Origin of the sequence: Azospirillum sp. HJ39, from assembly GCF_041507355.1 — a bacterium.
Taxonomy (GTDB): domain Bacteria; phylum Pseudomonadota; class Alphaproteobacteria; order Azospirillales; family Azospirillaceae; genus Azospirillum; species Azospirillum thiophilum.
Genome location: NZ_CP167912.1, coordinates 580169 through 600957, shown reverse-complemented (window position 1 = coordinate 600957; position 20789 = coordinate 580169). Strand labels below are relative to the sequence as shown.

Annotated in this window: 19 protein-coding genes; 11 read left to right on the top strand and 8 right to left on the bottom strand. The window is 66.9% G+C overall.

Annotation, left to right across the window (positions count from 1 at the left end; all coding sequences use genetic code 11):
• Positions 1-38: 38 nt before the first annotated feature.
• Positions 39-1142 carry a UDP-2,4-diacetamido-2,4,6-trideoxy-beta-L-altropyranose hydrolase gene (gene pseG / locus ABMY26_RS30270; RefSeq protein ID WP_372399216.1) on the top strand — a complete coding sequence of 368 codons (1104 nt, stop codon included), beginning with the start codon at positions 39-41 and terminating at the stop codon, positions 1140-1142.
• Positions 1143-1191: 49 nt separating this feature from the next.
• Here pseG and ABMY26_RS30265 read toward each other — a convergent pair whose 3' ends face one another.
• The gene (locus ABMY26_RS30265) at positions 1192-1701 is read right to left on the bottom strand and encodes an RT0821/Lpp0805 family surface protein (RefSeq protein ID WP_372399215.1); all 510 of its coding nucleotides are present in this window, start codon (positions 1699-1701) and stop codon (positions 1192-1194) included.
• Positions 1702-1872: 171 nt separating this feature from the next.
• Between ABMY26_RS30265 and ABMY26_RS30260 the strand changes: the two genes are divergently transcribed.
• The 3 genes from ABMY26_RS30260 to ABMY26_RS30250 are packed head-to-tail and all read left to right on the top strand — an operon-like array spanning position 1873 to position 4991.
• Positions 1873-3489 (top strand): acyl-CoA synthetase, encoded by a 1617-nt coding sequence (locus ABMY26_RS30260; RefSeq protein WP_372399214.1) that lies wholly within the window; start codon positions 1873-1875, stop codon positions 3487-3489.
• Between the two features lie 4 nt (positions 3490-3493).
• A complete protein-coding gene (locus ABMY26_RS30255; protein ID WP_372399213.1) occupies positions 3494-4231 on the top strand; it encodes a sulfite exporter TauE/SafE family protein in 738 nt (245 codons plus the stop codon).
• 55 nt (positions 4232-4286) lie between these two features.
• Positions 4287-4991, top strand: coding sequence for an ABC transporter ATP-binding protein (locus tag ABMY26_RS30250; RefSeq protein WP_372399212.1), 705 nt, complete (start codon positions 4287-4289; stop codon positions 4989-4991).
• Positions 4992-5033: 42 nt separating this feature from the next.
• Here the strand turns inward: ABMY26_RS30250 and ABMY26_RS30245 are convergent, their stop codons facing one another.
• On the bottom strand, positions 5034-6842 hold the full coding sequence (locus ABMY26_RS30245) for a tetratricopeptide repeat protein (protein WP_372399211.1): 1809 nt from the start codon (positions 6840-6842) through the stop codon (positions 5034-5036).
• A gap of 132 nt (positions 6843-6974) precedes the next feature.
• On the opposite strand from ABMY26_RS30245, the gene ABMY26_RS30240 reads away from it, so the two are divergent.
• The 4 genes from ABMY26_RS30240 to ABMY26_RS30225 all read left to right on the top strand — a co-directional run bounded on the left by ABMY26_RS30240 (position 6975) and on the right by ABMY26_RS30225 (position 10737).
• Positions 6975-8039, top strand: coding sequence for a L,D-transpeptidase (locus ABMY26_RS30240; RefSeq protein ID WP_372399210.1), 1065 nt, complete (start codon positions 6975-6977; stop codon positions 8037-8039).
• Positions 8040-8136: 97 nt separating this feature from the next.
• Positions 8137-9006, top strand: a complete 870-nt coding sequence (locus tag ABMY26_RS30235; RefSeq protein WP_372399209.1) for a branched-chain amino acid ABC transporter permease — start codon at positions 8137-8139, stop codon at positions 9004-9006.
• A complete protein-coding gene (locus ABMY26_RS30230) occupies positions 9003-10007 on the top strand; it encodes a branched-chain amino acid ABC transporter permease (RefSeq protein WP_372399208.1) in 1005 nt (334 codons plus the stop codon). The genes ABMY26_RS30235 and ABMY26_RS30230 overlap by 4 nt, the downstream gene beginning before the upstream one ends.
• 1 nt (position 10008) lies before the next feature.
• On the top strand, positions 10009-10737 hold the full coding sequence (locus ABMY26_RS30225; RefSeq protein WP_372399207.1) for an ABC transporter ATP-binding protein: 729 nt from the start codon (positions 10009-10011) through the stop codon (positions 10735-10737).
• A gap of 10 nt (positions 10738-10747) precedes the next feature.
• Here ABMY26_RS30225 and ABMY26_RS30220 read toward each other — a convergent pair whose 3' ends face one another.
• The 4 genes from ABMY26_RS30220 to ABMY26_RS30205 form a co-directional block, all read right to left on the bottom strand.
• Positions 10748-11557 (bottom strand): family 16 glycosylhydrolase, encoded by an 810-nt coding sequence (locus ABMY26_RS30220; RefSeq protein WP_372399206.1) that lies wholly within the window; start codon positions 11555-11557, stop codon positions 10748-10750.
• Positions 11558-11714: 157 nt separating this feature from the next.
• Positions 11715-12881 carry a rod shape-determining protein RodA gene (gene rodA / locus ABMY26_RS30215; RefSeq protein ID WP_372399205.1) on the bottom strand — a complete coding sequence of 389 codons (1167 nt, stop codon included), beginning with the start codon at positions 12879-12881 and terminating at the stop codon, positions 11715-11717.
• Positions 12882-13036: 155 nt separating this feature from the next.
• Entirely contained in the window at positions 13037-14236 is a 1200-nt protein-coding gene (locus ABMY26_RS30210; protein ID WP_372399204.1) for a diguanylate cyclase, read from the bottom strand.
• A gap of 146 nt (positions 14237-14382) precedes the next feature.
• Positions 14383-15012 carry a TetR/AcrR family transcriptional regulator gene (locus ABMY26_RS30205; RefSeq protein ID WP_372399203.1) on the bottom strand — a complete coding sequence of 210 codons (630 nt, stop codon included), beginning with the start codon at positions 15010-15012 and terminating at the stop codon, positions 14383-14385.
• Positions 15013-15250: 238 nt separating this feature from the next.
• Between ABMY26_RS30205 and ABMY26_RS30200 the strand changes: the two genes are divergently transcribed.
• From ABMY26_RS30200 to ABMY26_RS30190, 3 genes are all read left to right on the top strand, one after another.
• Positions 15251-16360 (top strand): HlyD family secretion protein, encoded by a 1110-nt coding sequence (locus ABMY26_RS30200; RefSeq protein ID WP_372399202.1) that lies wholly within the window; start codon positions 15251-15253, stop codon positions 16358-16360.
• Positions 16361-16504: 144 nt separating this feature from the next.
• Positions 16505-18058 (top strand): DHA2 family efflux MFS transporter permease subunit, encoded by a 1554-nt coding sequence (locus tag ABMY26_RS30195; RefSeq protein WP_372399201.1) that lies wholly within the window; start codon positions 16505-16507, stop codon positions 18056-18058.
• 86 nt (positions 18059-18144) lie between these two features.
• Complete coding sequence (locus ABMY26_RS30190; protein WP_372399200.1) at positions 18145-18669, top strand: hypothetical protein; 525 nt, start codon at positions 18145-18147, stop codon at positions 18667-18669.
• 65 nt (positions 18670-18734) lie between these two features.
• Here the strand turns inward: ABMY26_RS30190 and ABMY26_RS30185 are convergent, their stop codons facing one another.
• Together ABMY26_RS30185 and ABMY26_RS30180 are read right to left on the bottom strand one after the other, a co-directional pair.
• On the bottom strand, positions 18735-19949 hold the full coding sequence (locus ABMY26_RS30185; RefSeq protein WP_372399199.1) for a homoserine O-acetyltransferase: 1215 nt from the start codon (positions 19947-19949) through the stop codon (positions 18735-18737).
• Between the two features lie 111 nt (positions 19950-20060).
• Entirely contained in the window at positions 20061-20381 is a 321-nt protein-coding gene (locus ABMY26_RS30180) for a heavy metal-binding domain-containing protein (RefSeq protein ID WP_372399198.1), read from the bottom strand.
• Between the last annotated feature and the right edge of the window lie 408 nt (positions 20382-20789).

Here is a 20789-nt window from a genome sequence, read left to right as displayed (position 1 = left end):
CGGCCCGACCGCCGCCGCGTTTCCTTCGGACAAGCGCCATGGCCGTCATCCTCATCCGTGCCGACGCGTCGCCCACCATCGGCACCGGCCATGTCATGCGCTGCCTCGCCGTGGCTGAGGCCCTGCGCGAGCAGGGACACGAGACACTGTTCGCCGCCGTGGAATCCACCCCCGCCATCGACCGCCGGCTGTCCGCAGACGGGTTCCGCCATGTCGCCATCGCCGGTCCGGTCGGGGAGGCGGCGGATCTGGCCGCGACCCGTTCGCTGCTTCGGCGGGAACACGGCAGCGCGGTCATGATCGACGGCTACCGCTTCGGCGAGGCCTACCGTGCCGGCTTGCAGGCGGCCGGCGCCCGCGTGCTGGCCTGGGACGATCTCGGCGACGGAACGCCGCTGCACGCCGACCTCGTCGTCAATGCGGCTCCCCAGGCGTCGACCCTGCCTTATGACGCGATGGCGCCGGGCGCGCTGCTGCTGCTCGGCCCCGGCTACGCGCCGCTGCGCCGCGAGTTGCGTCTGGCGGCGCGCGAAAGGCGGCGGCCGGTTGCCGAGCGTCGGGTGCTGCTGGTGACCTTCGGCGGCTCCGACCCGCTCGGCCTCACCGGTCCGGTGCTGGAGGCACTGGCAGCCGGCCGGCCCGATAGCTGCCGGCTGGTGGCCGCCGTCGGCGGCAGCAACCCGCGCGCAGCCGAACTGGCGGAACTCGCCGTCCACCTTGACCGGCAATTCGGCGTCGACCTTTCGGTCGAAGTCGATTGCCCGCACATGGGTGCGTTGATGGCCGACAGTGGGCTGGCCGTATCGGCCGGCGGCGGCACGATGGGAGAGCTGGCGGCGCTGGCGGTGCCGACTCTGCTGGTGGTGACCGCCGACAACCAGGCGATGGCCAGCGGTGACGCTGCGGCGCTCGGCTGGTGCGCCGCTTTGGATGCACGCGGAAACAGCCCTGCGGATGCCGCAGCGATCATCGCGGCCCAAGCCCTCGCCCTCTGGGCCGATGCCCCGCGCCGCCAGCGCATGCAGGACGCCGCCGTAACGCTGCCGATGGACGGAGATGGCGCCCTGCGGATCGCCCGTGCCCTGACCGGCCCGCCCCCCAGGGTCGGCGGCACCGGCCGGCGGCGGACGGCGCTCGCCTGATCAACCTGCGGCCGTGCCCACGCTCCCCCCCCCCGCACAGGTCACGGCATCAGCTGACGACGCGCCAGCTGCCGTCTCCCTGCTGGCAGGCGGTGCCGAAGCCCTGTTGGGTGCGGCCCTGAACCACGATGGTGGTCTGGTACTCGCGGCAGTGCTGGCCCTGCGGCCCGGTGCCCTCGCGAACCGGCGTATAGCTGCCGTAATTGCCGGTGTCCGGGTTGTTCCAGCGCACGGTGCTGCCGGTGGGAGCGGCATAAGCGTTCATCGCCGCCTGATTGGCATAGGTCTGGTCGGCCCGGTCGAGCGAGGCGCCCGCCGCATTGCCAAGCGCCGCACCCAGCAGCGTGCCGACGCCGACCGCGACCAGCTTGCCGCTGCCGCCACCGAAGCGCGAACCTGCGAGGCCACCGACCACGCCGCCCAGCACCGTGCCGGCCGTCTGCTTGTTGGCGCTGACGCCACCATAGGAATCGCCATAGCCCGGCTGGGCACAGCCGGCGAGCGGGGCCGCGAGCAGGCTGGCGGACAGTGCGGCGGCGAGGATGGGGCTGGCTTTCATGGTGGCTCTCGTCCTGTTTTGGATCGTCACGAAACAATGCGTTCCTGACGCCATCAACATGGCAGACCCGCAACTTATTCCCGGCGCGTGACGCGGTGCCTCGCTTGCCCCTATGATCCGCCAAACGGTTCCAGGAAGGAATCGACGACAATCCCTTGGGAGGGAACGAACATGCTGCCCAATGCGGACAGCTATGACGGGATGGCCCGCGCCTTCGCCTGGCGCGTCCCCGACCGCTACAACATCGGCGTCGACGTTTGCGACCGTTGGGCGGAGGCCGAGCCGGACCGGCTGGCGCTGATCCATCTGCGACGCGACGGCGGGGCCGAGGAGTACCGTTTCGCCGACATCCGCGCCCTCTCCAACCGCTTCGCCAACGCGCTGAATGCCCAGGGCATGGTGCGCGGCGACCGCGTCGGCATCCTGCTGCCCCAGGCCCCGGAGACCGCGGTCAGCCATGTCGCCGTCTACAAGCTGGGCGGGGTGGCTGTGCCGCTGTTCTCGCTGTTCGGGGTGGAGGCGCTGGAATACCGACTGGCCAATTGCGGCGCCCGCGCCGTGGTGACCGACGCCGCCGGTGCTGCCAAGATCGCGCAAATCCGAGACCGTCTGCCGGAGCTGCGCGCGGTCTTCCGCATCGACGGTTCGGGTCCCGGTTGTCTCGACTGGCATGGGCTGTGCGATGCCGCTTCGGACGATTTCACCCCTGCCGACACCGGCCCGGACGACCCGGCGCTGATCATCTACACGTCAGGCACCACCGGCCAGCCGAAGGGGGCGTTGCATGCGCACCGGGTGCTGCTGGGCCATCTGCCCGGTGTCGAGATGTCGCACGACCGGTTTCCGCAGCCGGGCGACCGAATCTGGACGCCGGCCGACTGGGCGTGGATCGGCGGTCTGCTCGACGTGCTGCTGCCGGCCTGGCATCATGGGGTGACCGTCGTCTCCCACCGTTTCGAGAAGTTCGACGCCGAGGCCGCCTTTGCGCTGCTGGCCGAATTCCAGGTGCGCAATGCCTTCCTGCCGCCGACCGCGTTGAAGATGATGCGGACCGTGCCGAACCCGCGTGCGCGCCACGCCATCGCCATGCGCTCCGTCGCCAGCGGCGGCGAGACACTGGGAGCCGGACTGCTCGGCTGGGGCCGCCAGACCTTCGGGGTAACCATCAACGAGTTCTACGGCCAGACCGAATGCAACATGATCGTCTCATCGGCAGCCACGTTGATGCAGCCGAAGCCCGGCATCATGGGCCGGCCGGTTCCCGGCCATGACGTGGCGGTGATCGACGGCGACGGCAACCGGCTGCCTCCCGGCCAACTCGGCCTGATCGCCGTCCATCGGCCCGATCCGGTGATGTTCCTCGGCTATTGGAACAATCCAGATGCCACCGCGGCAAAATTCATCGGCAACTGGCTGGTCACCGGCGACCAGGGCGAATTGGACCAGGACGGCTATATCCGCTTCGTCGGGCGCGACGACGACGTCATCACCTCGGCCGGCTACCGCATCGGCCCCGGCGAGATCGAGGATTGCCTGATCGGGCATCCCGCAATCCGCATGGCGGCCGTGGTCGGCATGCCGGACCCGCTGCGCACCGAGATCGTCAAGGCCTTCGTCGTGCTGCAGGAGGATGTGGTTCCCGACGATGCCCTGGTCGCTTCGATCCAGCAGCATGTGAAGACCCGGCTGGCAGCCCATGAATATCCGCGTGCCATCGAATTCGTGGAAAGCCTGCCGATGACCACCACCGGCAAGATCATCCGCCGTGAGTTGAGGAACCGCTCGTAATATTATGATAGAAATCATTTTATTGACTGCTGCCTTCCTGGCCGGTGCAATGAATGCCGTTGCCGGCGGCGGAAGCTTCCTGACCCTGCCGGCGCTGATCTATGCCGGGGTGCCGCCGGTCGCCGCCAACGCCACCGGCACGGTCGCCCTGCTGCCGGGCTATGCCAGCGGGGTCTACGGCTATCGCCAGGATCTGACGCCGGTCGGAACCATCGGCCTGCCGCTGTTGTCGGTTGTCAGCCTTGCCGGCGGGCTGGCCGGGGCCGGGCTGCTGCTGGTCACGCCGGATTCGGTGTTCAGGGATATCGTGCCATGGCTGCTCCTTGTCGCGACCGGGCTGTTCGCCTTCGGCAACATGCTGGCGCAGCGACTGCGCCGTCTCGGCCTGCACGGCGACGGGGCGATGCTGGGCACGCTGTTCGCGGTGTCGGTCTATGGCGGCTATTTCAACGGTGGGCTCGGCATCCTGCTGCTGGCGCAGTTGAGCCTGTTCGGCATGACCGATCTGAACGCCATGAACGGGTTGAAGAACCTGTTCTCCGCCGTTCTGACTGCCATCGCGGTGGCGGCCTATGCGGCGGGCGGAGCGGTGGACTGGCCCAAGGCGCTGCTAATGACTGTCGCTGCGGTCGTCGGCGGCTATGTCGGTGCGCGACTGGGGCGGAAAATTCCCAAGCCTGTGCTCCGCATGGGCATCATCGCCGTGGGCCTGGTCATGAGCGCGGTGTTCTTCCTGAAATGATCGCGCTATAGAGGCACTTCACGCCATTGGACCCGCTGCCCCCGGACCCGTTGCCATGCTGATCGTTTCCGACCTCGACCTGTATTATGGCGATGCCCAGGCGCTCGATGGCGTCACGCTGGAGATCGCCACCGGGGCGACGACCGCCATCGTCGGCGCCAACGGGGCGGGCAAAACCTCGCTGATCCGCGCCATCGCCGGTATCCTGAAACCGGCGCGCGGCAGCATTCGCTTCAAGGACCGCGAGATCGCCGGCCTGCCCAGTCACATCGTCTGCGATCTCGGCATCGGACAGGTGGCGGAAGGGAGGCAGATCTTCCCCACCCTCAGCGTACGGGAAAATCTGGAGATGGGCGCCGTCATCCCGCGCGCGCGTGCCACGGCGAAGCAGACCTACGACCAGATGCTGGATCTGTTTCCCCGCCTGCGCGAAAGGCTGGATCAGGCGGCCGGCACGCTGTCCGGCGGCGAGCAGCAGATGCTGGCCATCGGCCGTTGCCTGATGGGCAAACCCGACCTGATCATGTTCGACGAGCCGTCGCTCGGCCTGTCGCCGGCTCTGGTGCAGGAGTTGTTCCGCATCATCCGGGCATTGGCGGCCGACGGCATGACGATCATCCTGGTCGAACAGAATGTCGCCGCCTCGCTGCGGATCGCCCGGCACGCCTATGTGCTGGAGAATGGTCGCATCGTACTGTCCGGAACAGGCGAGGCATTGCTGTCCGATCCGGCAGTGAAGCAGGCGTATCTGGGATTGTAGGAGCGGGCAGGGCATCGAAACCCTGCCCCCACGTCCCCGCCGTCAGAACAGCCCCTGCGCCTCCTGCGCATAGCCCAGCAGACGTTCCACCGATTTGGCGCGGTCGCCCGTATCGGCGAACCGCTTGCGGGCGGCTTCCGACGCCTCCGCGGACTTCGCGTCATCCATGGCCAGCATCACCGCGCGATCGAGGAAGGCCGCCTCGTCGGCCACGGTGAAGCCTGGACCGCTCACACCGGCGACGTCGCCGTGGGCGTAGGTCACCACCGGCACTCCTTCTGCGAGCGCGAAGGCGGCGCTGCCGCCGCCGCCCTGGCGCGGCGGGTTGAGGTAGGCGGTCGTCATCCGGTAAAAGCCGCGGATACCGTCCACATGACCGAGCGCATGCATCCGCGGGGCGTTTCGAGCGGCGGCAATGCGGCCCGGCAGATCCTGTACCGTCCCGGCAAAGGCGACATGAGCGTCCGGCAGCCGGTCGAGCAGCCGGTCGAGCGTCTCCAGGAAATCCGCACCGACCTCCTGGTCGAGCCGGTTTCCGACGACGGCGAAGACCGGTCCGTCGGTGGACAGGCCGAAGTCGGCGCGGCTGCGTGCCGTTCCGCCATTCGGGCCGCCATCCGGCAGGGTCCAGCCGAAGGAGAATGGGCGGAAGCGGGCCCGGTCATCCTCCGGCCAGCCGGCAGCGCCATCCTCCGGCGCATAGCCGAGCAGCAGCGTGGCAAGCGATGGCGGCAGCCCGGAGGAGGTCGGCAGGAACACCACCGGACGACTGCGCGCGAACAGGTCGGCGACGACGTTGGAGCCGCCGAATGCAACGATCACGTCTGGATCGAACCGTTCCACCGTATCGACGATGGCGGTCAGCTTCTCCTCGTCGAAGCGGGGCTGCGGGAAGGAAACCATGCGCACCTGGGCACCCTGGGCGGCCATGACCTGTTCGCCGTCATACTCTTCGGTGACGTTGTAGCTGTATTCGGGAACGAAGCCGTTCTCGCCCGCCACGGCCATGGCGTTGGGGTTGATGATCACGACCTCGCAGCCCTGCTCGTCCTGCAAACGGCGGGCATAGTCGAAGGCGTCGGCGGTCGGCTGATGTCCCTCGCCCAGCATCTGGTTGGTGATCAGCGCCACCCGTTTCACCGTGCTGCGCGGAGCCGCCCGACGCAGCCGCACGTCCAGACCGTAGCGGCGAACGGTCTCCTCCACCAACAGACGATAGAACCGACGGAATTCGCCACTGGTGAAGCCGCCGACGTCACCCGACCGCACGTCGCCATGGAACAGACGCATGGCGATGCCCCAATAGGCGTAATGCATCGACGGCACCGAGAATCGCAGCGGATCCTCCAGCGCGGCGGCGACCAGCGTGCGATAATGGGCGATGTCGCCGGTCAGCAGGAACAGCAGCGACTGGCGCCGCATCACATCGGACATGGCGTAATGCGCATCGACCTCCGCCGCTGCAGCATGCCGGATGTCGTCGTCGTAGCGGCGGATCAGGTTCGCCAGCGCACCGACATTGCCCCACCCCTCGCCTTCGTTGGTCAGCAGGGTCAGTGCGCGGGCGAAGCTCAGGGCCGCTTCGCGCTGGCGGCCGCAGGCATGCAGGGCATGCCCGAGATTGGCGTGGAACAGGGGGGAGGAATCGTCACCGGCCACGGCTTGGCCGATCCGGTCGACCGCCTCTTCCGCACGGCCGGATTGCAACGCGATGACGCCCAACAGGTGCAGGGCGTCAGGATGGCCGGGCGAGGCGTCAAGCACGTCGCGGTACAGGCGCTCCGCTTCCGCGGTGCGGCCGGCGCGATGATGTTCCGTCGCGACGGCCAACGTCTGCTCGATCTGGTCCATGATGCACGTCCTTAGCTCTCGGGGCCCTGCTCTCGGGTCGACTTGGTCTCGGGGAGGGTGGCCCTCGTTCCCCGCAGACCGTCGGCTCACGTTGTTTACCCTGTTTTAGGGGACACGCGTGCAACTTTCCGCATGCCTGGAATTACGACCATCCGGGGAGGAACCGGTTCCATCCCGACGACAGCCGCAGCGGCAGCCCTGGCGCGATGCCTTGTCGGGGGCTTCCTCGCCTTTGCCGCAGCCACGCTACCCGCGGCCGGCGCCAGCCCGGTCCTGGCGCAGCAGGCGACCGAAGGCGTGCCGGCCATCGCCATCAGTCTTGCCGACCGCCGCCTTTATCTGACAGGGCCGGACGGCGCGACGCGCAGCTTTCCGGTCGCCATCGGCCGGCCGGGCGTGCCTATCCCGATCGGCGACAGCACCATCCAGCGCAAGCGCCGCAACCCGACCTGGAGACCGACCGCGCATCAACGGCGCGTCAAGCCCTCGCTGCCACGGGCGGTGCCGCCGGGACCGAACAATCCGCTGGGTGCATACGCTCTCGATCTCGGCTGGCCGGCAATCGCCATTCACGGCACCAACGAGCCGGATTCAGTCGGCAGACAGGCCAGCGGCGGCTGCTTCCGCATGCTGCCTGCCGACATCGAGACAGTCTTCGCCGCGACCGGGGTCGGTACCCCGGTGCGGGTGGTGCGGGCCTCGCTGGCCGGCGGCACCAACGAGGCTCCGATTGTCCGACCGCCGGCACCGGTGCCGGCCACCGCCAGGACCGTTCCACCACCGCCACAGCCCATTCCCGCCGCCATCGCGCCCCCGCCTGTCCCTTTGCCGGCCATGCCACCCGTCCCCGACCCGCGCTGCGAATCGGTGACGGCGCCGCTCCGGCGGATGATCTGCGACATTCCGGCCCTCGCCCTGCTCGACGGCCGGGCCCGCGGGATGCAGGAGCGCTTCCTGGCGGGCGTTGCCGATCCTGCCGTCCGCGCGGCGGCGGCCTATGCCCTGATCCAGGACGAACGCCGCTTCCACGAGCGGATCGCCGCCCTCTGCTGGGTTCGCAGTGGGACGGAGGGCGACCCGGCGGTGGCCGCGGCGGCGCAAGCCTGCCTGAGCGCTTCCCTTGGCCACCGGCTGGACGACGTGTCGGAGCGGATCGCCGGCTTCGGAGGCGGCACACGGCTGGCAAGCCGGCCATAGACACCCGCGAAATGTCGGCCTGCGGTCATTCTGTCTTGCCTGGACCAACAGGGACTGCTAACCCGCAGAGCCTCACCGTTCGGACAATCCGCCACCCATGCCGATCGACTATTACCTGAACATCGCGGCCTCCGGGCTGCTGACCGGCCTCGTCTATGGGCTGGCGGCGCTGGGGCTATCGGTCATCTTCGGCGTGGTCCGCGTCGTCAACTTCGCCCATGGCGAGATGATGGTGGCGGGCATGTACGGCGCCGTGCTGCTGGGCGGCTGGTTCGGGCTGGATCCGCTGCTGTCGGCACCGGTCATGGCGGCTCTGCTGTTCGCCTGCGGCTGGCTGCTGCAACGCGGACTGGTGAACAAGTTCGTCGAGCGGCCGGAACACATGCAGTTCATCCTGCTGCTGGGCATCGCCACCATCCTGGTCAACGGCATGCTGATGCTGTTCGGACCGGATGCCCGCAACGTACAGGTGCCCTACAGCTTCGACACGATCGAACTCGGACCGATGCTGCTGGACGCCGTACGGCTGCGCGCCGGGGCGGCGGCCATCCTGGTGGCGGCGGCGCTGTTCGCCTTCTTCCGTTTCAGCCGGACCGGCAAGGCGATCCGAGCCTGCGCCGACAATCCGCTGGGCGCCCGGGTCGTCGGGCTCAACATCGACGGGCTCTATGCCTTGACCTTCGGCATCGGCGCCGCGGTGGTCGGCGTGGCCGGTGCCCTGATGACGCTGCTGGTCGATGCCCGTCCGCAGCTGGCGCCGGAATACACGCTGCTGAGCTTCATCATCGTCATCGTCGGCGGGTTGGGCAGCCTCCCCGGCGCGTTGCTGGGGGGCGTGCTGATCGGCATGTCCGAGGCGCTGGCCGGCTTCCTGCTGACGCCGTCCCTGAAATCCCTGTTCAGCTACGGGGTACTGATCGTGGTGCTGCTGCTGCGCCCGCAAGGGCTGTTGGGGAAACGGGCATGAACGGGCTGTCGGGAGTGACCGGGCGCGGCATGGCCCTGCTGGTGCTGGCCGCGGTGGGCCTCGCGGCGGCGCCCCTGTTCGCCGACCGCTATCTGGTTTCGGTGCTGACCACCGTTCTGTGGTTCGCCTATGTCGGGCAGGCCTGGAACGTGATGATGGGCTTTTCCGGCCTGCTGTCGCTTGGCCATGCCCTGTATGTCGGGCTGGGTGCCTATGTCAGCGCCGCACTGTTCGTGCATTACGGCATCGGCCCGTGGGCCGGCATGGTGCTGGCGATGCTGGCCGCATCGGCCGCCGGCTGTTCCATCGGTTTCCTCGGCTTCCGCTTCGGGGTGAAGGGCGTGCATTTCGCCCTGCTGACCATCGCCTTCGCCGAGGTGGCGCGCGTCGGCTTCGACCACATCACCTGGGTCGGCGGCTCCGGCGGCTTCTTCCTGCCGGTCGAAGCGGGGGTCAGCGATCCGCTGAACCTGCGCGGCTCGCCGCTGCTGTTCTATTACGTCGTGCTCGCGCTCGTGCTGGGGGCGCTCGCGTTGTCGCGGGTGCTGCTGCACAGCCGGCTGGGCTACCAGTGGTTGGCGGTGCGCGAGGAGCCGGACGCGGCGGAGGCGTCGGGCGTCGACCTGTTCCGTGCCCGCATGACCGCAGTGGCGGTGTCCTCGGCGTTGACGGCGCTGGGCGGCGTGTTCCAGGCCTTCTACTTCAATAATCTGTTCCCCGAGCAGGTCTTCTCGATGGGCCGCTCCATCGAGATCATCCTGCCGGCCATCGTCGGCGGCATCGGCACGCTGATCGGCCCGATCCTGGGCGCCTTCATCCTGACCCCGCTGGGCGAGTTGCTGACTTTCCTGATCGAGGCCGGCGGGCTTGATCTGCCTGGGCTGAAGCAACTGTTCTACGGCGTCGCGCTGGTGGTGATCGTCGTGTACCGGCCGGACGGCGTGTGGCCTTGGCTGGCCCGCCGCCTGCGTCTGGTGCGCCAGCCGGGGGAGGGCGCCTGAGATGGCCGGACTGCTCGAAGTCGACAACCTGTCCAAGCGGTTCCGCGGTCTCAAGGCGGTGTCGAGCGTCAGCTTCACCGTGCCGGAAGGACGGATCCTGGCGTTGATCGGCCCGAACGGCGCCGGCAAGACCACGACCTTCAACCTGATCGCCGGCGTTTTCCCGGCTGACGAGGGCAGCGTCACGCTGAAAGGCCGCAACCTGACCGGGCTGAAGCCCAACCAGGTCTGTGCCGCCGGCATCGGCCGCACCTTCCAGATCGTCAAGCCGTTCGGCCATCTGACGGTGGAGGAGAATGTCGTCGTCGGCGCCCTTGCCCGCGAAAGATCGGTGGAAACCGCGCGCCTCCAGGCCCGCGCCGTGCTGGAGCGGCTGGAACTGGCCGATCAGGCCAACCGTCCGGCGCGCAGCCTGACCCTGCCCGACCGCAAGCGGCTGGAGGTCGCGCGTGCGCTCGCCACCCGGCCGACCCTGCTGCTGCTGGACGAGGTTCTGGCCGGTCTCCGCCCGACCGAGGTGGACCGCATGGTCGGAGTGCTGCGCGACCTGAACCGGCGCGAGGGACTGACCATCCTGATGATCGAGCATGTCATGCGGGCAGTGATGGCGCTGTCCGACCGCGTGGTGGTGCTGGACCATGGCGAGAAGATCGCCGACGGCGCGCCGTCGGAGGTCGTCGCCGACCCCCGCGTCGTCGAATCCTACCTGGGCGCCGAAGAACAGGGCTGACGGGTTCCCGTCAGTTGCTGAGATTCGCCGGATCCTCGCGGAAGGTGACGGCGGCGACCTCGGCAGTCAGGGCGTGGCCGGGATAGCTGAAACGGCGCAGCCATTCCGTGTCGCCCGATGCGCTCCAGAAGCGCAGCATCAGGCGGCCGGGCATCCGCGGCAAATCCTCCGGCTTGGCGGAGACGCGGTGAACCGGCTTGCCGTCGACCGTCCAGACGATGCCGTCCGGCTTCCAGTCGAAACCATAGCTGTGGAAGCCCTTGGAGGCGTCGAAGCCGAGGTCGACCACCGTGTCGCGGTGTCCGACGCCGTTGGCGACATAGCTGATCTCCAGCCTGGTGGTATCCTTGCCGGCGATGCCGAGCGTGATCTCGTCCCACGGATCGCCGAAGGGCGGCCCGGTATAATGGGAAACCGAGGTCATCACCCCATCGGCCTTCACCGCCTTCAGCGACACCGCATAGTTGCCGAACCCGTAGAAGCGATGGGTGCTGTACTCGCCGCAGGAATAACGGTCCCGGCCACCGATCCCGTCGGTCACCGACAGGGCGAGGTGCCCCTTCTGGAAGGTCACGTTGGCGCGGTTCCAGGAACAATTCATATGCTCGCCGCTTTTCCAGCCGTCCGACCGCTGCCACCGCGACGAGTCGAAGCCGGACGCCGTCTCGCTGAAACTGCCGCCGACATGGCTGAACAGGCTGTCCGCAGCCGCCGGCCGGCCCGCACATGTCAATAGGGCGGCGACGCCGGCCCCGATCAGGACCGTTCCCGAAACGCCGCGTCGATCCCTTCGGCTGCGACCATGATTTTCGCTACGCATGGCCATTCCTCCCGCTGCGACCGGGCCGGCGCGCAATTTCGGTCGGCCCCCACCCCGATATCGCGTGGACAAGCCCAGGCGGCAACGGCGCGGGGGGAGTGCGCCCGCAGTCCGGCGGGCTACCCTGTCCGTGCCAACCTTTGGGATCCAGGGAGCCTCAAACGTCGGTGACGCCGCTCTTGGGAATGCGGATCTCGCGGTGGACCGACATGCTGAGCAGCAGGCCGACGCCGATCATCAGCGTCAACATCGCCGATCCGCCATAGGACACCAGCGGCAGCGGAATGCCCACGACCGGGATCACGCCCATCACCATGGCGACGTTGACGAAGACATAGAGGAAGAACTGCGCCGTCATGCCTACCGCCACCAGCCGGCCGAACTGGCTGCGGCTGCTGAGCGCTATGACCCAGCCATAGATGAACAGCAGCAGATAGAGCGCGAGCAGGGTGAGTGCGCCGACCATGCCGAATTCCTCGGCCAGTACGACGAAGATGAAGTCGGTGTGCTTTTCCGGCAGGAACATCAGCTGGCTCTGGGAGCCGGACATGAAGCCTTTGCCGAACAGCCCGCCCGAACCCAGCGCGATCTTGGATTGCAGGATGTTGTAGCCGGCACCGAGCGGGTCGGTTTCCGGATCGAGGAAGGTGTAGACGCGCTGCTTCTGGTAATCGTGCAGGAATTCCCAGGCGACGGGAATGGCGCCGAGACCGCCGCCGATCACCAGCAGGAACTTCCACACCCGCACACCGGCGGCAAAGAAGATGGCGCCGCTGCCCAGGATCAGCAGCAGCGAGGTGCCCAGGTTCGGCTGCATCAGCACGAAGGCGACGGGCGTGAAGACCAGCAGCAGCGGCGGGATCAGCAGCAGCGGCCGGCCGATCTGGTCCAGCGTCACCCCGTGGAAATAGCGGGCGAGCGCCAGAGTCAGTGCCGGCTTCATCAACTCAGACGGCTGGAGCTGGAAGAACCCCAGGTCGATCCAGCGTTGGGCGCCCATGCCGATGCGGCCCATAAGCTCCACCGCGATCAGCAGGCAGAGGACGACGAAGAAGATGACGTAGGCCGATTTCATCAGGTGCCTGATATCGACCAGAGCGATGCCCAGCATCAGGACGAAGCCGGGAATGGCGCGCACCAGCTGCGGCTGTGCCCAGGGCTTCCAATGACCGCCGGCGGCAGAGAAAAGCAGGCCGACCCCCACCGCGGTGATCGTGCAGACCAGCAAGACCAGCCCCCAGTTGATGAGCCTGAACTTGGTGCCGAGCGTCAGCTTGGAACGCTGCGGCTCCAGACCGCTGGAGCCGAGATTGGAAAGGACCACGACAATACGCCGATGTTGCCGGAAGGAACGTTGCCGGGCCGGGAGCCGGCCGGGTGGAACCGGCGCGGATAATGCGGCAAGCGGACCTACGGGTAAAGCCGGCCCTTTTATCGGTCGCTTTTTGTTACCCGGGCCAGGAGTTCGTCCGCCCCAGGTCAGGCCGTGACCGTCGCCGCCCGTGGCTCTTCCTCAGGCCGGAAGAAGCACACCTGATTTCGCCCGGCATTCTTGGCACAATAGAGCGCATCGTCGGATTGGGCGATCAAGTCGGAGAATTCGCTGTGCTCGTCGGTCATGGCGACGCCGCCGATGCTGCAGGTCACCGTCACGCCGCGCTCTGCGCCCAACGGACCCAGCTGGCGTTCGATGGCGCCGCGCAGCCGCTCGGCCAGCAGCAACCCGGCCTCCGCCCCGGTTTCCGGCAACAGCAGAGCGAACTCCTCGCCACCGATCCGGCCAATGATATCACCCTGCCGGACCTGCCCGGCGCAGCAGCCGGCGACCGCCAGGATCACCCGGTCGCCGAAGGGATGGCCGGCGCGGTCGTTGATCGACTTGAAACGGTCGATGTCCAGGATCAGAACGGTCAGGTCGTGGCTGTAACGGCGGGCGCGGCGGAACTCGATCTCGCCCAGTTCGAACAAACGGCGGCGGTTCAGGACACTGGTCAGCCCGTCGGTATGGGCCAGCTTGGTCAGCTCACGGTTGAACTCGTCGCTGGCCATCAGGACATAGTTGATGGCGCCGATGATGGTTCCCAGAAAGGACAGGACGAACACCGCCCGTTCGATACGGTCGTCGACAAGCTGTCCGACCGGCGCCTCACCCTGGACCATCCCCGCGCCCATGCGGACCAGATAGATCCCGGCGAGACCGATCGACATGATGCCGGTGACATAATGGGGAACGCCGCGATCCTCGTAGCGGGCGAGAATCTCGAAGGCGATGGCCAGCAGCACGGCGGCCGCGGCAAAGCTGGCCAACATGCGCACCCCCGACAGGTCGCTGCCGGCCAGCATGAGCAGCAGGCAGCCCAGGCCGACCGCGCTGCCGGCCGCAAGCGGCAACTGGCGCCAGACCGGCCGCTCCTGCAGAAGTCGGACACTGGTGTAGTTCAGGGTGAGGCCGGCGATGCCTACCCCGTTGGCGAGCGGAACGAACAGCTCCGGCGCATGATCGGCGCGCATCCCGACGATCAGGAAGGCAAGTCCCAACAGGAACTTGCCGTAGGCATAGGCACGCAGCGAGTCACGGATATGGCGGGGATACCGGCCCGAGGCCACGGCGATGGAGAGACCGACGGCAAAGCCGATGACGGTGATGATCTGCGCGATGAAGGTCGTGTCGATGTTCATGCGCAGAACCATCGCAATCGATTACGCCAGTATGTCTTCTGCACGCTATAGGAAGTCTTTGCCTCTGGCAAGTCGCGCCAAGCAAACTCTGAGTGTCAATTCTTTAATGTTATCAGTCGATTGTTATCACCCTTAACCGTTGGCTGTCAGTGCTTGTCCGGTGCATAGCCCTTCACGAACAGGTCCACCGCGGCGTCGACGAAGCGCTCCAATTCGGCATCACCCGGCCGCTCGCTCAGGCACAGCAGCAGCTTCATGTGCATGTTGGCCTTCAACAGGCCGAAATACTGGTGGGTGGCGAGATCGGTGTCCGTGATCGCCAATTCGCCTTTGCGCGCCGCCTCGGCCATGAACTGGCTGCCGCGGAGGAAGGTTTCCGCAGGACCGCTGTCGTAGAAGGCCTGGGCCAGTTCGGGCTGGCGCAACACCTCACCCAGCACCATGCGGTACAGGCCCAGAGCCTTCGGCGATGCGATGAAGCGGACGAATGTCCGACCGATCAACCGCAACCCGTCCGTTACCGGCAGTTGCATCGCCTCATCCCAGATATTCGTCAGGACCGAGTTCGCGCATTCGCAGGCGACCATCGCCCGGAACAGTTCTTCCTTGCTACCGAAGTGGGCGTACAGCGTCGCCTTGGAAACATTCGCCCTCTTGGCGACCGCATCCATGCTGACGGCGCTGTAGCCATGCTCCAGGAACAGGGCTCCCGCCGCCTCCATGATCTGGGCCGGCTTCGATCCTGCTTCGGGAGTGGGGGCAACAAGAGTGGTCATGCGCGCCTCGCCTGAGTCCATATCCTTGGCCCCTACCGCTTTCCGCATCGCCGGACAACCCCCCAGGCATGTGTTTTGTGAAAACTAAACCGTTCAGTTCGGTCTTGACAACAGATAGGCCGTCCGCCATTTTCCGACAAGACTAAACTGAACGGTTCAGTTCTTCCCCCTGATCACGCCGGCAAGAGCGTGTCGGCGGGACGGCAGTCTGGACCGCGCCGGATCGGGGATAGAGACGATGGCGAATGGCGTGCGGAAGATCGTTCTGTCGGGCGTTGCTCTTGCCGTACTGGCAGGCGGTGCCGTCGCCGGCGAACGGTGGTGGACGGAAGGCCGGTTCCTGGAATCGACCGACAACGCATATGTGCAGAGCGACATCACCGTCGTCAGTCCGAAGGTCTCCGCCTATGTGCGCGACGTGAAGGTCGCGGAGAACCAGCTGGTGCGGGCCGGAGACGTTCTGGCGGTGTTGGACGACCAGGACTTCCGCGCCAAGGTGGCGGAGGAGGAGGCTGCGGTCGTCGCCCAGAAGGCAGCGCTGGCGACGCTCGCCACCAAGCTGGAATTGCAGCGCACCGTGATCGACCAGGCCGCCGCCACGCTGGCGAGCGCCGAGGCCGAGCAGCGCCGCGCCCAGCAGGAATTCGATCGCAGCCGTTCGCTGGCCAACGACAGCTGGACCAGCCGGCAGAAGCTGGAGACCGCCGATGCCGACCTGCGCAAGGCAGTCGCCCAGGTCGCCAGGTCGCGCGCCGCACTGGCCGCCGAGAACGAACAGGTCAATGTCCTGAACGCCACCAGGACCGAGACGGAAGCCCATCTGGCCCAGGCCCAGGCGACGCTGCAGACGGCACGCAATGACCTGGACAACACGGTGCTGCGCGCGCCGGTCGACGGCGTGGTCGGCAACCGCGGCGTCCAGGTCGGCCAGTATGCCCGGCCCGGCGTGCAGTTGCTGTCGCTGGTGCCTCTGCCCGACGTCTATGTCGTCGCCAACTTCAAGGAAACCCAACTGGCGCGCATGCGGCCCGGCCAGCATGTCAGCATCTCCGTCGATGCCTTCCCCGACCGCAGGCTGGTCGGCACGGTAGAGAGCTTCGCGCCGGCGTCCGGCTCCAAATTCTCTCTGCTGCCGCCGGAGAACGCGACCGGCAACTTCACCAAGATCGTCCAGCGCGTCCCCGTCCGCATCGCCCTGCCGCGCGACAACGCGCTGGCCGGTCTGCTGCGCCCCGGCCTGTCGGTTGAGGCCGAGGTCGACACCCGCGGCGCCGATGCCCGGCCGCATGTGGCGGTGGGCGGCGTGTTCGGCGCGCTGAGCGACAGGCAGGCGGTGGCCGCCAAGTAACGCGGCCACGGTCCGGCGGGGGCGCCGCCCCATCTCCCCCCTTCGGGGGCGACGCTCCCGCCACAAACCAACCGACACACGCGTCATCGCCAAGAAGGCCGGCACCTCAGGGGTGAACCGGCCGCGACAGAAGGCATCGGTTCCATGGCGACACCGGCCCAGGGCATGCGCCCGCTCACCCCGCGCGACATCGCCGGCTTCTTCGCAATGGTCGTCGGCATGTTCATGGCGATCCTGGACATCCAGATCGTCTCGAGCTCGCTGTCGGAAATCCAGGCGGGCCTCGCGGCCAGCGCCGACGAAATCTCGTGGGTGCAGACCTCCTACCTGATCGCGGAGGTCGTGATGATCCCGCTGTCCGGCATCCTGTCGCGCATCATGTCGACCCGCGTGCTGTTCACCGTGGCCGCGGCCGGCTTCACCCTGACCAGCGTCGCCTGCGCCTTTGCCAGCGGCATCGAATCGATGATCATCTGGCGTGCGCTGCAGGGCTTCATCGGCGGTGCGATGATCCCGACCGTGTTCGCCACCAGTTTCATGATCTTCCCGCCGGAAAAGCGGGCGGGCGTGTCGGTGATGATGGGGCTGGTCGCCACCATGGCGCCGACCATCGGGCCGACGCTGGGCGGCTACCTGACCCAGCACATGTCCTGGCACTGGCTGTTCCTGGCCAACGTGATCCCCGGCATCCTGGTGACGTCGCTGGTCTGGTTCCTGGTCGATGTCGACCGCCCGAACCCGGAGCTGCGCAAAGGCTTCGACTTCCTCGGCCTGCTGTTGATGGCGACCTTCCTGGGCAGCCTGGAATATGTGGTGGAGGAGGGACCACGCAACGACTGGTTCGACGACGAGGCGATCCTCGCGCTGGCCGTGGTGGCGGCGATCGGCGGAATCGGCTTCTTCTGGCGGGTCCTGTCCTATCGCAATCCGATCGTGGAACTGCGGGCCTTCGCCGACCGCAATTTCGCCATCGGGTCGCTCTACAGCTTCATCCTAGGCATCGGCCTCTACGGGTCGGTCTATCTGCAGCCGCTGTTCCTGGCCCGTGTCCGCGGCTTCAACAGCCTGCAGATCGGCGAGATCATGTTCGTGACCGGCGCCTTCCAGTTCATGTCCGCCCCAATCGCCGGCGCGCTGTCGAAACGCATGGACCTGCGTGCCATGCTGGCGCTGGGACTGATCCTGTTCGGGACCGGCGTCTGGCTGAACAGCCATTTCACCGCCGAAACCGGCTTCTGGGAATTGTTCCTGCCACAGGCGATCCGCGGCCTGTCGCTGATGCTGTGCTTCATTCCCATCAACAGCGTCGCACTCGGCACCCTGCCGCCCGACAAGCTGAAGAACGCGTCGGGCCTGTACAACCTGATGCGAAACCTGGGCGGCGCCATCGGGCTGGCAGCGATCAACACGGTGCTGACCAACCGCGACGCGCTGCACATGAACCGGCTCGGCGACAACATGAACCTCGCCCGGCCCGAGGTTCAGCAGATGGTCGACTCCCTCACCCAGCGGTTCGACGGGCTGGTGGCGGACCCGACTGCCGCGGCGATGTCGCGGCTGGTCGGGCTGGTCCAGCGCGAGGCGCTGATCCTGACCTTCAACGACGCCATGCTGATGATGTCGGCGGTCTTCTTCGGCGCACTGCTATTCATGCCGCTGGTTCGGCGTCCGGGTGGCCCGGTGAAGGCCGACCACTGAGATTCACGAGCGGCATAGGTTGCCGCCCGCGGGTTGTGCTATAGCTTGCCTCATCGACCGACAGTCAGAAACCCAACGCGATCCCGATGAGCAAGCGTCAATACACCCGAGCCGAGGTCAAGGAACTGCTGGGCGCGCTGGAGCGCCAATGCCGCGAAGCTTCCAAGCTCGCGCAATTGGCGGAGCATGAGGCGAGCAAGCACAGCTTCGGTGCCTATCGCGACTTCCGCGACAAGGTGGGCGAATTCCAGGCGCTGGTCATCCTGATCGAACAGCGGCTGCGCAATCTGGTCGACGCCCGTTCCGACGACCTGCGGGACCAGTTCGAAAAGCTAGACACCGTGATGCTGGCCCTGCTGGTGCGCGCCAGCATGCGCTTTTTCTTCGTCCTGTCGGCCAACCCGATCCTGCCGATGGGCGCCCGGGAGATCTTCGTGGCGGAGTTGCGCAGCCTGCATGATGCGGCGGAAAAGCTGAAGCGCCCGACCTATGTCGGCAAGCTTGGGCCGGAGTTGGACCGCGACCTGGAAACCGCGTCGTTGATCCTGGAGGAGATCATCGACAAGGCTCCCAGCCTGCTCAATTTCCGTGGAGGCGGGGGAGGGGAGTAACGGGACTTCCGCAGCAGCGCCTGCGTCCAGTCACTCCCACCCTGCCAATCATCTCGCCCGGCCAATCACTTCGCCAGGAACTGCGCGATCGTCTCACCGGCCTTGGCGATGTTGGCGACACCGTCCAGATGCCCGAGGGTCGAGGTGATCGACTCGGTATATTCGACGGCGTTGCCCTGCTTCTCCAACCGGTCCTTCAGCGGCCGCATGTTGCGGTCGGGCGGGAAGACCAGGTCGTCGGCGGACGGGATGAGCAGAACAGGGGCCTTGATCTTCGCCAGCCCATCCTCCAGCGAGGCACCGTTGCCGGTGACGAAGGTCTGGTTGGCCTTGACCAGATAGAGGAAATGGTTGGCGTCGCTGACCGCGGCACGGCCGGCGGCGGCCTTTTCCAGCCAGGCTTCGATGGCATATTGGTTGCCCATCGCCGCACGCGGATCCTTGCCCTCCTCCGCCCATTTGCGGCCGAAGGCGGCGTCGGCCCATTTCCAGTGGCGGGCGTGCAGGGTGACCAGCTTCAGCGCCTCGGTCAGGCCGGCCTTCGGCTCCGCCTTGCCGTAATAGTCGCCGTTGTTCCAGTTGGGATCGAGCTTGATCGGAGCACCCCACAGGTTCAGCCACCCTATCAGGAAGGGGTCGGCTTCCGGCCCGCCGATGGCGGCGATGACCCGCTTGACCATGCCCGGATGGTCCGCCCCCCATTCGAAGGCCTGGAGCGAGCCCATCGAACCGCCCATCACCGCCTGCAGCGTCTTGATGCCCAGGCTGTCGACCAGCGCCTTCTGGACAGCGACGAAGTCCTGGATCGTGACGATGGGGAAGCTCATGCCATAGGGCTTGCCGGTGTCCGGATTGATGCTGGCCGGTCCGGTGGTGACGACGTTGGGATCCTTCGGCGACAGGTTCACCAGCGTATCGGAGCTGAGGATGAAGTATTTGTCGGTATCCAGCGGCTTTCCCGGACCGATGATGCTGTCCCAATAGCCGGGTGCGGCGTCCTCCGCCTTGTATTTCCCGGCGGCATGGCTGTTGCCGCTGAAGAAATGGGTGATGAGGATGGCGTTGTCCTTGGCCTCGTTCAGCTTGCCATAGCTTTCCCAGCCGATGCGGACATTCTTGATCGTCCCGCCGCCGGTGGTGGTATAGGATGGCATCTCGAAGATTTTCTTCTCGACGATGCCGTCCAGGGCCAGCGCCGGCAGGGCGCCGAACAGGCAGGCGGCCATGACGAGCCCGCCCAGGCGGCCGGACCAGGTGGAACCGCGGACAACCCCACGCATAGGCAACCCCTCCCGAATTGTTCGTTAGACACTCTATCCGGGCGCGCAGTCTACCCGCACGGCCGCATCTGTCCAGCCGCCTTCGGTGACGCTTACGGTCAGGACCCGCCGTTAACGGAGCCGCACGGCGGTGCCGTTAACCGACACCATCAGCATGCCGTTCTCCTTGCCCAGCACCTCGTAATCGACATCCACCCCGACGATGGCGTCGGCGCCGAGCGAACGCGCAGCATCCTGCATGTCGGCGAAGGCGGCCTCCCGCGCCTCGCGCAGGGCCGCCTGATAGCCGCCGGCCCGCCCGCCGACGATATCGCGCACGGACGAGAACAGGTCGCGGAAGACGTTGACGCCCATGATCGCCTCCCCGGCAACGATGCCGAGATATTGGACGACCGGGCGGCCTTCGACCGAATCGGTGCTGGTGACGATCATGGTCTTTCCTCCTGTCATGGTGCGGACGACGCACAGATGGCGCCATATGCGGCCGAGTCCAAGGCGGCACTGCAAAATCGCACGGCCGATGGGTCCATCGCACCTCCCCCCATCCCCTTGGCACCGTGTGTGACAACAGGCGGCTGCGTGGTGCTGGAACCGCTTGACGCGCTGACGACACCCCAGGCCGGCGACATGGTGGTGACGGTGGGCGAGGGGACGATCTGCGGCTACCGTTTCTTCCCCCGCGCCTGATGCCGATATCGACCGACCCGGATTGCCGCCGCCGGCCCCGTGCGGAAAGAGGCTCAGGTGCTGATGGCAGCCGAATGACATCCCCGTAACGGCCCAGCCATCGGCCCCTCCCTTCGTTCCCCCCGCGAAGGAGGGGATTTTTTGTCCTGCTCC